14 protein-coding genes are annotated in these 14,664 nt (G+C 71.1%); 6 read left to right on the top strand and 8 right to left on the bottom strand.

The window, feature by feature from the left end; translation table 11 throughout:
* Nucleotides 1-10: 10 nt before the first annotated feature.
* From ACWAUO_RS09525 to ACWAUO_RS09515, 3 genes are all read left to right on the top strand, one after another.
* Nucleotides 11-1,072, top strand: a complete 1,062-nt coding sequence (locus tag ACWAUO_RS09525; RefSeq protein WP_460774963.1) for an acyltransferase family protein — start codon at nt 11-13, stop codon at nt 1,070-1,072.
* Between the two features lie 150 nt (nt 1,073-1,222).
* Complete coding sequence (locus ACWAUO_RS09520) at nt 1,223-2,440, top strand: oxygenase MpaB family protein (RefSeq protein ID WP_460774961.1); 1,218 nt, start codon at nt 1,223-1,225, stop codon at nt 2,438-2,440.
* Between the two features lie 109 nt (nt 2,441-2,549).
* Complete coding sequence (locus ACWAUO_RS09515) at nt 2,550-3,569, top strand: isopenicillin N synthase family dioxygenase (protein WP_460774960.1); 1,020 nt, start codon at nt 2,550-2,552, stop codon at nt 3,567-3,569.
* A gap of 177 nt (nt 3,570-3,746) precedes the next feature.
* Here ACWAUO_RS09515 and rpsO read toward each other — a convergent pair whose 3' ends face one another.
* Nucleotides 3,747-4,016 (bottom strand): 30S ribosomal protein S15, encoded by a 270-nt coding sequence (gene rpsO / locus ACWAUO_RS09510; RefSeq protein WP_460774958.1) that lies wholly within the window; start codon nt 4,014-4,016, stop codon nt 3,747-3,749.
* Between the two features lie 188 nt (nt 4,017-4,204).
* On the opposite strand from rpsO, the gene ACWAUO_RS09505 reads away from it, so the two are divergent.
* A complete protein-coding gene (locus ACWAUO_RS09505) occupies nt 4,205-5,512 on the top strand; it encodes an MFS transporter (protein WP_460774956.1) in 1,308 nt (435 codons plus the stop codon).
* A gap of 79 nt (nt 5,513-5,591) precedes the next feature.
* The gene (locus tag ACWAUO_RS09500) at nt 5,592-6,599 is read left to right on the top strand and encodes a DMT family transporter (RefSeq protein WP_460774955.1); all 1,008 of its coding nucleotides are present in this window, start codon (nt 5,592-5,594) and stop codon (nt 6,597-6,599) included.
* Here ACWAUO_RS09500 and ACWAUO_RS09495 read toward each other — a convergent pair.
* A complete protein-coding gene (locus ACWAUO_RS09495; RefSeq protein ID WP_460774953.1) occupies nt 6,559-7,119 on the bottom strand; it encodes a YceI family protein in 561 nt (186 codons plus the stop codon). The genes ACWAUO_RS09500 and ACWAUO_RS09495 overlap by 41 nt on opposite strands.
* Nucleotides 7,120-7,268: 149 nt before the next feature.
* The gene (locus ACWAUO_RS09490; protein WP_460774951.1) at nt 7,269-7,637 is read right to left on the bottom strand and encodes an FKBP-type peptidyl-prolyl cis-trans isomerase; all 369 of its coding nucleotides are present in this window, start codon (nt 7,635-7,637) and stop codon (nt 7,269-7,271) included.
* Between the two features lie 163 nt (nt 7,638-7,800).
* Here ACWAUO_RS09490 and ACWAUO_RS09485 point away from each other — a divergent pair, with 163 nt between their 5' ends.
* Nucleotides 7,801-8,379, top strand: coding sequence for a TetR/AcrR family transcriptional regulator (locus ACWAUO_RS09485; protein WP_460774949.1), 579 nt, complete (start codon nt 7,801-7,803; stop codon nt 8,377-8,379).
* Between the two features lie 55 nt (nt 8,380-8,434).
* Here the strand turns inward: ACWAUO_RS09485 and ACWAUO_RS09480 are convergent, their stop codons facing one another.
* From ACWAUO_RS09480 to ACWAUO_RS09460, 5 genes are all read right to left on the bottom strand, one after another.
* The gene (locus ACWAUO_RS09480; protein WP_460774948.1) at nt 8,435-9,793 is read right to left on the bottom strand and encodes an NtaA/DmoA family FMN-dependent monooxygenase; all 1,359 of its coding nucleotides are present in this window, start codon (nt 9,791-9,793) and stop codon (nt 8,435-8,437) included.
* Nucleotides 9,790-10,779, bottom strand: coding sequence for an adenosine deaminase (gene add, locus ACWAUO_RS09475; protein WP_460774947.1), 990 nt, complete (start codon nt 10,777-10,779; stop codon nt 9,790-9,792). The genes ACWAUO_RS09480 and add overlap by 4 nt, the downstream gene beginning before the upstream one ends.
* Before the next feature lie 92 nt (nt 10,780-10,871).
* On the bottom strand, nt 10,872-12,086 hold the full coding sequence (locus ACWAUO_RS09470) for a PrsW family intramembrane metalloprotease (RefSeq protein WP_460774945.1): 1,215 nt from the start codon (nt 12,084-12,086) through the stop codon (nt 10,872-10,874).
* A 10-nt stretch (nt 12,087-12,096) separates the two neighbouring features.
* Nucleotides 12,097-13,596, bottom strand: a complete 1,500-nt coding sequence (locus ACWAUO_RS09465; protein WP_460774944.1) for an aspartate ammonia-lyase — start codon at nt 13,594-13,596, stop codon at nt 12,097-12,099.
* A gap of 116 nt (nt 13,597-13,712) precedes the next feature.
* A complete protein-coding gene (locus tag ACWAUO_RS09460; protein ID WP_460774942.1) occupies nt 13,713-14,636 on the bottom strand; it encodes a phosphodiesterase in 924 nt (307 codons plus the stop codon).
* Nucleotides 14,637-14,664: the final 28 nt, after the last annotated feature.

Raw genomic sequence — 14,664 nt, 5'->3', positions numbered from 1 at the left:
TGGGGCCGCCATGAGCGAGGCGACGACGACGACCGTGCGGGCGCGGGTGCCCTTCTGGGACAACGCGCGGTTCGCGTGCATCGCACTGGTCGTGCTCGGGCACGCCGTGCAACGCATGACGTACGACTCGGATGCGGCGCTCACGCTGTACCTCGTCGTCTACGCGTTCCACATGCCGGCGCTCGCGGTCATCTCGGGGTACTTCTCGAAGTCCGACCCGCCGGGGCGCACCCGGATGACCCGGGTGATCACCGACATCCTGCTCCCCTACGTGATCTTCGAGACGCTGTGGACGCTCACGAAGTGGCTCGTGGAGGGCAGCGCGAACCCCAACCCGACGAAACCGTCGTGGACGCTGTGGTTCCTGCTGGCACTCGGACTCTTCCGCCTGGTGCTCCCCTACCTGGCGCTGCTGCGCTGGCCGCTGCTGTGGGCGGTGGTCGTCTCGGTCGGCTCCGGCTACCTGCCGAACATCGACTCCACCCTCTCGCTGTCGCGGACCTTCGGCCTCCTGGCGTTCTTCACGTTCGGCTGGTGGCTGCGCGAGCACGACGTCGTCGCCCGCTGGCGCCTCCTCGACCGCCGGCCGTGGTGGGCCGTCGCCGCCGCGGTGCTCCTGTTCGCCGGCGCCTTCGCGCTGGCCTGGGGCTTCAGCGACGCCTGGCGCGACATGAACCTGCGCACCTGGATGTTCTACGACGACGCGTACGCCGCGCTCGGCGGCACCGAATGGTGGGCGGGAGGCGTCCGCATCCTGCTCATGCTCTGCGCCGTCGTGCTCATGACCGCGTTCTTCGTACTGCTGCCCTGGCGCGAGACGTGGTGGACGCACTTCGGCCGCGCCACGATGTACGTCTACCTGCTGCACTCCTTCGTGCTCTACCCGTTCCGCGAGTCCGGGGCGCTGCGCGGCCTCGACCCCACCTGGCTGTGGTTGCCGGTCGTGTGCGTCGCGTCCGTGCTCGTCGCCCTGGCGCTCGCGACGAAGCCGGTGCGTACGGTCTTCCGGCCCCTCGTCGAGCCGCGGGCGGCCTGGCTCTTCGCCGAACGGGAGCCGGTCGGAAAGCGCTGACGACCGGGGCGGAACCGGGTCTTGTGCTCGTCGCGATCTGCCCATAAGTTAACGCGCAATCACATCCCCCCAGATGGATTCCCCCGCACGACCGCGGCATCGACGACGACGACGCGGCCAGGGTCCATCGCGCTCTGGAACAGGTGACGCATGTCAGAGATCAGCCGACGATCCGTCCTCACGCTGGGAGCCGCACTCGGGCTCACCGGCGTCGTGGCGCCGCACGCCGCCCACGCCGCCTGGTCGTGGTCGCCCTCCCGCTCGGTGCTCGGCACCGGTGCGGGCACCGACCCGCAATGGGTCTGGGACGACGACATCGACCGCATCATGGCCGATGTCACCGTCACCGGGCAGGTCCCCGCGGTCAACGCCGCGATCCTGCCGTGGGTCGACAACGGCCACCCGCTCCCCACCGGGCTCCCGCCCGAGCTCGAGGCGTGGCTCGGGCAGGCGGTCGCGCTGCCGTCCTGGGCGGATGCGGCGAAGATGCGCCAGGCCGCCGACTTCAACCGCCGCATGGACATGTACCTCTTCATGATCTACGGCATCGGCGGCGGCATCATGAGCACCGTGATCCCCCGGGAGGCGAAGTCCGTCTACTGGTCCAAGGGCGGCGCCGACATGCAGGACCGCGCCGCGAAGACCTTCACCTTCGGCTACGACCTCGGCGACCGGAACGCGTTCGAACCCGGCGGCCAGTTCATCGTCACGGCGAACAAGACCCGGATGGTGCACGCCACCGTCCGGCATCTGCTGCCGCAGTCGCCGTACTGGAAGGCGGTCGCGGACGAGGAGATCCCGATCAGCAACGCCGACATCCTCGTCACCTTCCACAGCACCGGCACGTTCGCGCACAAGAAGCTCAAGGAGTGGGGCGTGCGGATGTCGGCGGCCGACGAGGAGGCGTTCCTGCACTCGTGGCAGCTCGCCCTGCACTTCCTCGGCGTGCGCGACGAGTACATCCCGGCGACGTGGGCGGATGCGCACGCACAGGCCGACCAGGTGCTCACCCCGAAGCTCGCCTGGACGCCGGAGGGGCAGGAACTCGCGGAGGTCCTCCTCGGCCTCACCGCGCAGGTCGACCTCGGGGTCACCCGCGGGTTCCTCAACGAGTTCGTGCGGTACCAGCTGGGCGACGAGGTCGGCGACTGGCTCGGCCTCAAGCGCGACCCCGCCTCGAAGGTGTTCATCAAGACCGGGTGGCCCACCTACATCAAGGTGCGGGACGGGCTCATCCCGGTGGCGCCCGCGAGCTTCTGGGTCTTCGACAAGTTCATCAAGGCCCTGGCGATGGCGTTCCTGAACAAGGGGTCGTCGGGCTCGACGACGCCCATCACGATCCCGGACATGAACCGGCCCGGGGTCTGAACCGCGGCCCGGCCCCCGGTTCGCGGACGGGGACCGGGCCGCATCCGGCCGATCGGTAACGGTCGGCAACAAAGCTGCGCACGGATCCCTTCGGACGTAGCGTCGTGGCATGAGCGATCTGAACCTCCCCGTCCTCGACCTCTCCCTGCTCGACCAGGGCGATGACGCGGCCGCCGCGTTCCGCACGCAGCTGCGCCAGGCGACGCACGAGGTCGGCTTCTTCTACCTGGTGGGCACCGGCGTGACCCCCGAACTCGAGTCCCGTCTGCTCGGCGCCGCCCGCGACTTCTTCAACCTCCCGGAGGAGGACAAGCTCGCGATCGAGAACGTGAAGAGCCCGCAGTTCCGCGGCTACACGCGCGTCGGCGGCGAGCGGACGCAGGGCAAGGTCGACTGGCGCGAGCAGATCGACATCGGCCCGGAGCGCGAGGCCGTCGCCGAGCCGGTGCACGACTTCGACCGCCTCACCGGCCCGAACCTGTGGCCGGCCGCGCAGCCGGAGCTGCGCGAGGTCGTCACCGAGTGGCACGACCGCCTCACCGAGGTCGCCCACCGCCTGCTGCGCGCGTGGGCGCAGGCCCTCGGCGCGGAGCCGGACTTCTTCGACCGCCACTTCGAGGACCCGCAGACGCTCATCAAGATCGTCCGCTACCCCGGCAAGGACGACCCGACCCCGCAGCAGGGCGTCGGCGCGCACAAGGACTCCGGCGTGCTCACCCTCCTCTGGGTCGAGCCCGGCAAGGGCGGGCTCCAGGTGCAGCGCGACGGCGAGTGGGTCGACGCTCCCCCGGTGCCCGGCGCGTTCGTGGTGAACATCGGCGAGCTGCTCGAGTACGCCACGAACGGCTACCTCATCGCCACGAACCACCGCGTCATCTCGCCGACGTTCCCGGACGACCGCATCTCGGTGCCGTTCTTCTTCAACCCCGCGCTGGACGCCCGGCTGCCGCTGCTCGACCTCCCGGCCGAGCTCGCCGCCGCCGCGGCCGGCGTCACCGAGGACCCGCAGAACCCCATCTACGCGACCTACGGCGAGAACGCGCTGAAGTCGCGCCTGCGCGCCCACCCCGACGTGGCCGCCATCCACCACCCCGACCTGGTGGCCGCGCGCGCGGCCGCCGCATCCTGACCCTCCTCCTCAGGGCACCGAGACTGCATCTGACCGCCGAGACTGCGGGGTTACCCCGCTGCTTCGGCGGTCGGATGCAGTCTCGCGGTCTTTTCGGGGTTCACGGGGCGGGAACGGCGGAAGGCCGCCCCACACCGGTGGGACGGCCTTCCGAGAAAGCGATGTACGCGGGTGCGCTCAGCGGCGAAGCCCCAGGCGCTCGATCAGCTTGCGGTAGCGAGCGATGTCGATGTCCTGGAGGTAGCCGAGGAGGCGACGGCGCTGACCGACGAGCAGGAACAGGCCACGACGCGAGTGGTGGTCGTGCTTGTGCTCCTTGAGGTGCTCGGTGAGGTCCTTGATGCGCTGCGTCAGCAGCGCGACCTGCACCTCGGGGGATCCGGTGTCACCGGGGTGCGTCGCGTACTCTTCGATGATCGCCTTCTTGACGTCTGCTTCCAGTGCCATAGATTCGATCCCCTTCCTCGTTGTTGCGCGGTGCTCGTCACCCGATGTGCGAGCGCTCTTTATCCGCGGCCGATCCAACGGCAACCTGAAGAGTCTACCAGCACGCGGATGCGGCGGCGACCGGCGGCGGCGCACGGCGCTAGCCTCAAAGCCGTGATGCCGCACTCGAACCCGGAGCCCGGAGCGTGATGGCGCGACTGGGCGCCCGCCACTTCATCGACCTGCGTCCGTTCCGCACCTCGCCCGCCTTCACGAGGCTCTGGATCGGCTCGACGCTGTCCGGCATGGGCGGGCAGCTCACGATCGTCGCCGTCATGCTGCACGTCTACGCCCTGACCGGGTCGGACTTCGCGGTCTCGATGGTCGCGGTGGCGGGACTCGTGCCGATGGTGATCGCCGGGCTCTACGGCGGGATGCTGGCCGACGCGTTCGACCGGCGCACCGTCGCGCTGGTCGCGGCGACCGTCACGTTCGCGTCCACGCTGCTGCTCGCCGTGCTCGCCTGGACGGGCGACGAGACCGTCTGGTGGCTGTACGCCCTGAGCATCGTGAACTCGGCTGCCAACTCGATCGTCGGCGCCACCCGCTCGGCGATCACCCCGCGGCTGCTCCCCCGGGAGCTCCTTCCCGCCGCGGCAGCGCTCCACGGCATCACGGTCGGGATCATGGTCATGGCCGGCCCCGCCCTCGCCGGCGTCCTCGTCGCGGTCTCCGGGTACGCGTGGACGTACACGATCGACGTCGTGCTCATGCTGTCGCTGTTCCTGGGCCTGTGGACCCTGCCTTCGATCCGGCCCGAGGGCGAGATCGTGCGCCCGGGGCTGGAGTCCCTCCGCGACGGGATGCGGTTCCTCCGCCGCGCCGGGAACATCCGCCTGCAGTACATCCTCGACATCTGCGCGATGACCTTCGGCCAGCCGCTCGCGCTCTTCCCCGGCATCGGCGCGGTGCTCCTGGGCGGCGGGGCGATCACGACGGGCCTGCTCACCGCGGCGGTGGCCGCCGGCGCGTTCCTGTCGAGCCTGTTCTCCGGCCCGGTCGGCCGCTACCGGGCGCACGGCATCGGCATCCAGCGATCGATCCAGGCGTACGGCCTCGCGATCGCCGCCTTCGGACTCGTGCTCGTGGCGGCGCAGCTCGGCTGGTTCGCACCCGGCACGGTGGACGAGACGCACGCGAACGTCGTGCTCATCGCCGTGGGCTGCGTGCTCCTCGCGGTGTCGGGGGCGGCCGACAACGTCTCGGCGATCTACCGGTCGACCATGATGCAGGCCGCCGTGCCCGACACCATGCGGGGCCGCCTGCAGGGCGTCTTCATGGTGGTGGTGGCCGGCGGCCCGCGCCTGGGCGCCCTGTACGCCGGCGCGCTCGCGACCTTCACCGCGCTGTGGTTCCCGCCGCTGCTCGGCGGCGTCCTCATCGTCGCGATCGCGGGCGTGCTGGTGCGCCTGTCCCCCGGGTTCCGCGCCTACGACGCCGAGCACCCGGTGCCCTGACACGCGGGTTCCTGCCGAACACCGCCGGAATCCCGCCGCCGGGTCCCGGGCCGTCCGCACCCGGGACTACGCTCGGCTCGTGGCCACCGCATCCCGCCCCTCGAACGTGTCGATCTCGGTGCAGTTCGTGCTGGTCGGCCTCATCTGGGGCTCGAGCTTCCTGTTCATGAAGGTGGGCCTGACGGGGCTGTCGTCGCCGCAGGTGGTGTGGGCCCGGCTGGTCCTCGGCGCCCTGACGCTCGGGGTCTTCGTGCTGCTGCGCCGGGAGCGTCTCCCCGCCGCCCCGCGCGTGTGGGGCCACCTCACGGTGCTGGCGGTGACCTTCTGCGTCGTCCCGTTCCTGCTGTTCTCGTGGGCCCAGCAGCACGTGACCTCGGGGCTGGCGAGCATCTACAACGCCACGACCCCGATCATGACGGCGATCGCCGCCGCGCTGCTGTTCCGGGTGGAGCGCCTGTCGCGGTCGCAGACCCTCGGGATCGCGCTGGGCATCACGGGCGTCGTCGTCATCATCGGCCCCTGGGCGGGGCTCTCGTTCGGCCAGGACCTCACGGCGCAGTTCGCGATCCTCGGCGCGACGGCCTGTTACGGCTTCAGCCTCGCGTACATGCGCCGGTTCCTGGCCGACTCCGGCACGACCCCGCTCATGTTCTCGTTCCTGAACATCGGCATCGCGGGCGTGATCATGCTGGCGCTGACGCCGTTCGTCGCGGTCGGCCCGGTGCGGCTCGACGCCCCGGTCGTGCTGTCGATGCTGGCGCTCGGCTGCGTCGGCACCGGCGTCGCGTACATCTGGAACCAGAACGCGGTGCGCGCCTGGGGTCCCACGCGCGCGTCGACGGTGACCTACATCACCCCGGTCGTCGGCGTCGTCCTCGGCATCATCGTGCTGGGCGAGCACATCACCTGGAACGAGCCGGTCGGCGCACTCGTCGTCTTCGCCGGCATCCTGCTCGCCCAGGGCCGGCTCCGGCGCCGCCGGCGCACGGACGGAACGGGGGCGGATGCCGCAGCATCCGCCCCCGTGAAGGCCCGTCCGGGACGGATCAGGCCTGGATCGAACCCTGCAGGTCGAGCTCGATCGTGACGTCCTTGCCGACCAGCACGCCACCGGTCTCGAGCGCGGCGTTCCAGGTCAGGCCGAAGTCCTCGCGGTCGATGACCGTCTTGGCGGTCGCACCGGCCTTGTAGTTGCCCCACGGGTCGGTGCCGAAGCCGCCGAACTCCACCTCGAAGGTGACGGGCTTCGTGGTGCCGCGGATGGTGAGGTCGCCGTCCACGAGGAAGTCGCCGCCCTCGACGCGCACGCCGGTGGAGACGAAGTCGATGGTGGGGTGGGTCTCGACGTCGAAGAAGTCGGCGGAGCGCAGGTGGCCGTCGCGGCCCTCGTCCTGCGTGTTCAGCGACGCGGCCTCGGCGGAGGCGGTCACCGACGCCTCGAGCGGGTTCTCCGGCGCGACGATGGTCGCGGTCTTCACGGCGAAGACGCCGCGGACCTTCGAGATCATCATGTGGCGCACGGTGAAGCGCACCTCACTGTGCGAAGGGTCGAGCACCCAGGTGCCCGCCTTGTACCCGGGGATGTCGATCGTGGCGTTGCCGGTCATGTCCGCTCCAAGTGTTTCGCCGCGCGCTTCGCGGCACTCAGAGGGGTGGAACGCCGCCCCGGCAGCATCTATTCCCGTGAATGAAAAATTCCTCATCCGGAGACGACGGAGCCCCGGACCGCGGTCCGGGGCTCCGTGCGGTGATCGGGTCAGCCGACCTTCAGCAGGTCGATGATGAAGATGAGGGTCTTGCCGCCGAGGAAGTGGCCGCCGGCGGGGCCGTAGGCCAGGTGCGGCGGGATGACGAGCTCGCGACGGCCGCCGACCTTCATGCCGGGGATGCCGTCCTGCCAACCCTGGATGAGGCCGCGCAGCGGGAACTGGATGCTCTCGCCACGACCCCAGGACGAGTCGAACTCCTCGCCCGACTCGTACTCGACGCCGGCGTAGTGGACCGTGACGGTGTCGCCGGGCTTCGCCTCGTCGCCGTCGCCCACGATGATGTCGCGGATCACCAGGTCGCTGGGCGCGGGGCCGGCGGGCGCGTCGAACTCGGGCTTGGTGCGGTTGTCAGTCATGACTCCATCCAAGCATCTCGGGCGCCCGCGCGCCGCGACCTCTTGACACGTCGCCGGGCCGGACGCATCCTGGTGTCACAACTCAGCGCCCGGGAAGACTCGCAGGCATCGCCGCGGCACCGGGCGCTGAGTCTTGTCCCGGGCACTCCCCTAGGCTTGCCGTGTGCCCGATCCCGAGTCCCCGGAAGCACGCCGCCTGCTCGACGCGGCGGTCTCGGTGATCCTCGATCGCGGGGTCGTGTCGCTCTCGCTCACCCAGCTCGCGAAGGCGATCGGCTCGAACAACCGGATGCTGCTGTACTACTTCGGCTCGAAGGACGAGGTCTTCACCCGCGCGAGCCTGATCGCGTACGAGCGCTTCCCCGGGCTCGCCGAGCTCCTGCCCTCCCTCGCCGACCCCGCACCGATGCCGGAGGTGCTGGCGGCGGGCTGGCGGGTGCTCCGCGACGACGTCCACCGGGACTATCTGCGGCTGTTCTTCGACCTGGTCACCCTGTCGACCCGCGCGCCCGAGGAGCATCCGATGCACCTGCGCGTCCTCGCGACCCATTGGCCCGACGGCATCCGCGCGGGGTTCCGCGCACACGGCTGGGGACCCGAGGCCGCCGGACGGGCCACCCTGCAGCTGCTCTCGCTGTGGCGCGGCCTGCAGATCGAACTGCTCACCGGCGCCGAGGTCGCTGCGCTCGACGACGCGCACGACGCGGCGGTCGCGGTGCTGTTCGCCACCCCCGCTCCCTGAGACGCCGACGCGCCCGCCCCGCGGGTGCGGGGCGGGCGCGTGACGGGCGGCGGAGTCAGGCCAGGCGGGTCCGACCCTCGACACCGCTCAGGTGCTCGCGCAGGGTCGCGCCGACGGGCTCGGCGGCGAGGCCGCGCTCGCGGAGGATCGGCAGCACCTGCTCACCGAACACCTGCACGTCGCGCAGGCCGAAGACCGGCTCGAGCATGTAGCCGTCGAGGTCGCACCGCTCGGCGAGGTCGGCGAGACCGTCCGCGACGGTCTGCGGCGACCCGACGAGGCGGAACCCGCGGGTGCCGCGCCCGCGCAGCTCGTCGAGGATCTCGCGCACGGTGGGCGCGGGACGGCCGGCGCCCTCGCGGAACCGGTCGATGTTGCTCGTGCCCAGCTGCCCGACCGGGCCGCCGCGCTCGAACGCCTGCTCGATCGTGCCGTCCGGGTCGAGGTCGAGCAGGTTGATCCCGGTGTTGCCGGCGTAGAGCGACGCGACCATCTCGTCGGACTGCATGGCGAGGAACTCCGCGTACAGGGCCTCGGCCTCCGCGTCGGTGTCGGCGACGACCACGGTGACCCCGGCGATGATCTTGATCCCCTCCGGGTCGCGCCCGGCCTCGGCCGCGAGCCGGCGGATGTCGGCCGCGTTCTTCGCGGTGAACTCCGGTGTGGTCGCCTGGATGAAGACGCCCTCGGCCTGCGCCGCAGCGAGCGCCTTGCCCTTGGGCGAGGTGCCGGCCTGGAACAGCACGGGGGTGCGCTGCGCGGACGGCGGCACGGTGAAGTGCCCCCAGGTGCGGTAGTGCCGCCCGTCGTAGCGGACCGCGCGGATCCCGTCGGGGTCGATGGCGAGCTCGGTCTCCCGGTCGAGCCGCAGCGCGTCGTCGTCCCAGCCCTCCTCCCAGAACTTGCGGGCGAGCTCGACGTACTCGGTCGCGATGTCGTACCGGTCGTCGTGCGCGGTCATCCCGTCCTGCCCGAAGACGGCCGCGACGGCGTTCTGCGACGAGCCGGTGACGATGTTCCAGCCGATCCGGCCGCGCGTGACGTGGTCGAGCGAGGCGTACTTGCGCGCGAGCTGCGCCGGGTGGTCGATGCCGGTGCTCGCGGTCACGACGAATCCGAGGCGCTCGGTCGCGTAGGCCAGGACAGGGATGATCGTGGCGGGGTCGAGGTTCGGGAAGTTGATGGCGCGTTTGACCGACATCTCCGCGATGTCGTCGTCCACCATCGGGTACCCGAAGCTGTCGGCGAAGAACAGGAAGTCGTACCCGGTGCGGTCCATCACCTGGGCGACGCGCACCCAGCGGTCGGGATCGAGGAAGTCGATCTTGTCGTTCGCCGGGTGCGACCAGCTGTAGGTGCCGCCCACCTCGGGCGAGAACACCTCGAAGACGCCGAAGTGCAGCGGACCGCTCATGCCGCGCCTTCCAGCCAGGCCGCGATGGCGTCCTTCGCGCGGGCCTTCGTGGCGGCCGAGGCGAGCGTGGTCTCGATGGAGCTCCAGGCGCACGCCGCGAGCTGCTCGTCGGTGAGACCGATCTGCTCCCGCGCCGCGACGTACTCGTCCAGGATGCCGGGTCCGAACAGGATCGGGTCGTCGGCGTTGATCGAGCAGCGGACGCCGGCGGCCAGCAGCTGCGGGAGCGGGTGGACCGAGAGGTCGTCGACGACGTCGAGCAGCACGTTGGAGGTCGGGCAGACGTCGAGGCAGATCTCGCGCTCGGCGAGGAGCGTCACCAGTGCCGGGTCCTCGACGGCGCGGACGCCGTGGAGGACGCGGTCGGCGTGCAACACGTCGACGGCCTGCCAGATCGATTCCGGTCCGACGAGCTCCCCGGCGTGCGGCGTGGACTGCAGGCCGGCCTCGCGGGCGATCGCGAACGCCTCGGCGAAGTCGGCGGCGGGGTACCCGCGCTCCTCGTTCGCGAGGCCGAGCGAGACGACGCCCCTGCCGGCACGGGATGCGGCGACCTCGGCCACCGCGATCGACTGCTCGAGTCCGAGCGTGCGGTCGACCGTCACCATGAGGCCGACCTCGACGCCGTGCTTGCGACCGGCGGCCTCGGCGGCGGCGATGTGCGCGTCCAGCGCCGCCTCGGTCGAGCCGAAGGTGGCCGCGTGGTAATCCGGGCTGATCCCGAACTCGGCGTACACGACCCCGTCGCGGGCCGCGTCCTCGACGGCCTCGTCGATCAGCCGGTCGAGGTTCTCCGGGGCGCCGAGCACGGCGAGCAGGCCCTGGTAGGTCTGGGAGAACGCGGTGAAGCCGGAGAAGCCGCTCGTCTCCGGGATGTCGACGCCCATCTCGGCGGCGAGCACGGTGAGGGTCGCGGGCCGCATGGCCGCTTCCAGGTGGATGTGAAGGTGACCCTTGGGCAGGGCGGCGAGGTCGCGCGATGACATGGCATCCTCCGGGACGGTGCGTGAACTGATCGGTTCAGACCGTATCGGCATCGTGTTACGCGGACGTGTCCGTGCGGGGACGCCCCATGACCTCAGCCGGCGAAGAGCGCCTGCCGGGCCGCGACCACCCGCGCGAGGAGGGTCCGCTCCTCGACCGCCGCCTTGGGATCGCGTCCTGAGACGAGCCGCTGCCGTGCGGCGGCGAGCGCCGTCGCCTCGCGGATGAACGCCCGCATCCGGTCGCGCCGGTCGCCCGGCAGCCTGGCCGCCCAGGCGAGGCCGGCACGCCTGCCGGGACCGGTCGCCAGCATCCGGACCTCCTCCGGCGTGAACCATCCCGTGGCGGCGTACTCCTCGAGCCTCACCCTGGTGAGCCGCGACTCCTCGCGGCGCAGCGCGAGGACACCGAGGATGAACAGGACGAACAGCGGCACCTGGAGCGTCGCATACAGCGCGAAGAAGTCGCCGAAGACGGCGGAGCCGTTCCACAGGGCGTGCAGCCCGATGGCGCCGAGGAGTCCCAGCAGCCAGGCCGGGAACACCCGGCCGCCACGGGCGCCGCGACGCACGGCCAGCCCGACGGCGAACCCGGTGAGCGTGGTGAACATGACGTGGGCGAAGGGAGAGAGGATGCCGCGGAGGAAGAACACCGCGCCGGCCTGGGCCGCGCCGCCCTCGAGCATCGCGACCGCGAAGTACTGGATGTTCTCGGTGAAGGCGAACCCCGCGCCGATGAGCCCGCCGTAGACGATGCCGTCGACCGGGCCGTCGAAGGCCCGGCGCCCGATCACGAGGATGAGGAGGAGGCCGAGGCCCTTGGCGAGTTCCTCCACGATCGGCGCCTGGGCGACCGTGCCGAGCGCCTGTGCGGCGAAGGTGTCCTGGTAGCCGAACGTGATCACGAGGAGCAGGTCGACCAGCAGGGCGATCACGACCGAGGCGATCGCGCCCCACGCGAGGGCGAACACGACCAGCGCCCGCGGCTCCGGCTCCCACCGGTCGACGGCGCGCAGTGCGAAGAACACCCCGACGAACGGCAGGAGCGCGAGCACCATGCCGAGCACCGACGCCAGTGGGCCCATCGCCGCGAGGAAGTACGCGACGAGCAGCGCCGACAGCAGCACGAGCACACCGAACAGCCACACCACACCCGCGCCCGTCCGCCGCACCGCCGGCAGCTCGACGCGCGGTGCGGCCGCCTGCGGCGGGGCGGCCGGCGGCGGCACCAGCAGCGTCGGCTGCGCGAGCGGGGAGGGGAAGGGTTCCTGGCGGGTTCGGTGATGTGATGCGGGCCCGGGCTGGCTCATGGGCGCCAGCTTAGGGCGCGGTCGACTCCGGGGCGGTGGTCTCCACAGGGCTGGTCACGGTCGGCACCGGGTCGGTGATGATCGGGATCGCCGCCGTGATCGCTTCCAGCCCGGACAACCGGGCGGGCGACAACTGCTTCGTCACCTCGTCGCGGCTCATCAGGCCCGCCTCGACCACGAGGTCGGCGACGTTGCGCTTGGTCAGCAGCGCCGTCTTCGCGAGCGCCGCGGCCGCCGCGTACCCGATGAACGGGGTGAGCGCCGTGATGACGCCCACGGAGGACCCGACCATGGCGCCCAACCGGTCGCGGTTGGCGGTGATGCCCTCGACGCAGTTCACCCGCAGCGTCCACATCGCCCGCTGCATCCAGGTGATCGACTGGAAGATGGAGTGGGCGATGACCGGCTCGAACGCGTTCAGCTGCAACTGTCCGCCCTCGACGGCCATCGTCACCGTCATGTCGGCGCCGACGACGGCGAACGCGACCTGGTTCACGACCTCCGGGATGACCGGGTTGACCTTCCCGGGCATGATGCTCGACCCGGCCTGGCGCGCCGGGAGGTTGATCTCCCCCAGTCCCGCCTGCGGGCCGGAGGAGAGCAGCCGCAGATCGTTGCAGATCTTCGACAGCTTGATGGCGTTGCGCTTGAGCGACGAGGAGAACGACATGAAGCCGCCGGTGTCGCTCGTGGACTCGACGAGGTCGATCGCCGTCTCCAGATCGAGCCCCGAGATCTCCCGCAGGTGCCGCAGCACGGTCGGCGCGTAGTCGGGGTGCGAGGTGATGCCCGTCCCGATCGCGGTGGCGCCGAGGTTGATCTCGTGCAGCAGCCACGCGTTCTCCCGCAACCGGTTCTCGTCCTCACCGAGCGTCGTGGCGAAGCCGTTGAACTCCTGCCCGAGGGTCATGGGCACGGCGTCCTGCAGCTGCGTGCGCCCCACCTTCAGCACGTCGTGGAACTCGACGGCCTTCTGCTTGAACGCCCGGCGCAGCAGGCTGAGCTCGTCCAGCAGGCTCGCGAGGCCGAGCGAGAGCCCGACCTTGATCGCGGTGGGGTACACGTCGTTCGTCGACTGCCCGCGGTTCACGTCGTCGATCGGCGAGAGGAACGCGTAGTCGCCCTTCGGCCGCCCCGCGAGTTCGAGCGCGACGTTCGTGATCACCTCGTTCGCGTTCATGTTCGTCGAGGTGCCCGCACCGCCCTGGATCACACCGACCACGAACTGGTCGTGGTAGCCGCCGTCGATGATGAGCTGGGCGGCCGCGTCGATGAGGTCGGCCTTGTCGCGCGCCAGCACGCCGATGTCGCGGTTCGCGCGCGCGGCGGCCTGCTTGACCATCGCCAGGCCCCGGACCAGTTCCGGGTAGACCGAGATGGGTCGCTTCGCGATGGGGAAGTTCTCCAGCGCACGGGCGGTGTGGATACCCCAGTACGCGTCGGCGGGGATCTCCATCGATCCGAGCGAGTCGGTTTCAGTGCGGGTACGCGTCGTCGCGTCCGTGTCCATGCGTCGTCCTTGTGGGTCGTCTGCCGGGTGGATGCCCCGAGCCTAACCTCGCCGCAGCACCCCCGGCGCTGGCCGCTGTGGACAGCCTCGCGCGCGCCGCGCGCCGTCGTGGCGGATCAGCGACCGGGCTTGCGGGAGAACGCCTCGAGCCGCTCCTCGGGGCTCAGCGCGGCCATCCGTTCCACCCACGCGCGGTCGAACCCGCCGGCCGTCTCGGCGTCGACGACCGGCACCACCGAGTGCGTGACGGTGTCGTCGTAGACGTGCACCAGGTGGAAGGACTGCCCTGCGTCCATCCCGTTCACCTCGACGCCGGGACGGGCGAGGTTCATCGTGTAGCAGGTGGCCGCGGCGACGCTCACCGGGATGCCGGCGAACGTGCCGCTGGTGGAGTAGTGCAGGTGCCCGGCGAGGATCGCGCGCACGTCGCTGCCGCGCAGGACCTCGGCCAGACGCCCCTGGTCGCGCAGCTCGAGGATGTCGAAGAGCGGGATGTGGCTCGGCAGCGGCGGGTGGTGGAGGGCGACGACGGTGCCGAGCGGCGCGGGCGTCGCGAGTTCGGCGGCCAGCCACGCGAGCTGTGCCTCGTCGAGGTCGCCGTGATGCCAGCCGGGCACCGAGGAGTCGAGCGCGATGAGCCGCAGCCCGCCGAGGTCCCAGACGCCGGTGACCGGTTCCTCGGTCGGTTCCTCGTCGAGGAGCCCTGCCCGGAGCGCGGGGCGCTCGTCATGGTTGCCCGCGACCCAGACGACGGGCGCCCCGAGCCTGGCCGCGACCGGCTCCACCGCGTCGCGGAGCGCGGCGTACGCCTCGGGCTCGCCGAGATCGGCGAGGTCGCCGGTGAACACGATCGCGTCGGGCCGCAGCCGCATCCGCTCGACCGTCTCGAGCGTGCGCCGCAGGTTCGCCGCGGTGTCGTAGCGGTCGCCGAGCCGGCGGCCGCCTGCCAGCAGGTGGGTGTCCGACAGGTGCAGCAGCACCCGGCGGGCGGGCGGGTACTGCCCGAACCGCACCGACTCCGCGTCCGTGTGCTCGCTCATCCGGCCAGGATATGCGCCGGGGCGGACG

Source organism: Microbacterium sp. GXF7504 (assembly GCF_054798235.1).
The sequence above is the reverse complement of the archived record's forward strand: the minus strand, read 5'-3'. Positions and strand labels throughout refer to the sequence as shown.

What these genes read in the sequence shown, in the direction of transcription:
- ACWAUO_RS09480 (WP_460774948.1), bottom strand. Translation starts at nt 9,793, where the DNA reads ATGAGCGGTCCGCTGCACTTCGGCGTCTTCGAGGTGTTCTCGCCCGAG.
- ACWAUO_RS09520 (WP_460774961.1), top strand. Translation starts at nt 1,223, where the DNA reads ATGTCAGAGATCAGCCGACGATCCGTCCTCACGCTGGGAGCCGCACTC.
- ACWAUO_RS09525 (WP_460774963.1), top strand. Translation starts at nt 11, where the DNA reads ATGAGCGAGGCGACGACGACGACCGTGCGGGCGCGGGTGCCCTTCTGG.
- ACWAUO_RS09490 (WP_460774951.1), bottom strand. Translation starts at nt 7,637, where the DNA reads ATGACTGACAACCGCACCAAGCCCGAGTTCGACGCGCCCGCCGGCCCC.
- ACWAUO_RS09465 (WP_460774944.1), bottom strand. Translation starts at nt 13,596, where the DNA reads ATGGACACGGACGCGACGACGCGTACCCGCACTGAAACCGACTCGCTC.
- ACWAUO_RS09460 (WP_460774942.1), bottom strand. Translation starts at nt 14,636, where the DNA reads ATGAGCGAGCACACGGACGCGGAGTCGGTGCGGTTCGGGCAGTACCCG.
- ACWAUO_RS09495 (WP_460774953.1), bottom strand. Translation starts at nt 7,119, where the DNA reads ATGACCGGCAACGCCACGATCGACATCCCCGGGTACAAGGCGGGCACC.
- add (WP_460774947.1), bottom strand. Translation starts at nt 10,779, where the DNA reads ATGTCATCGCGCGACCTCGCCGCCCTGCCCAAGGGTCACCTTCACATC.
- ACWAUO_RS09505 (WP_460774956.1), top strand. Translation starts at nt 4,205, where the DNA reads ATGGCGCGACTGGGCGCCCGCCACTTCATCGACCTGCGTCCGTTCCGC.
- ACWAUO_RS09515 (WP_460774960.1), top strand. Translation starts at nt 2,550, where the DNA reads ATGAGCGATCTGAACCTCCCCGTCCTCGACCTCTCCCTGCTCGACCAG.
- rpsO (WP_460774958.1), bottom strand. Translation starts at nt 4,016, where the DNA reads ATGGCACTGGAAGCAGACGTCAAGAAGGCGATCATCGAAGAGTACGCG.
- ACWAUO_RS09470 (WP_460774945.1), bottom strand. Translation starts at nt 12,086, where the DNA reads ATGAGCCAGCCCGGGCCCGCATCACATCACCGAACCCGCCAGGAACCC.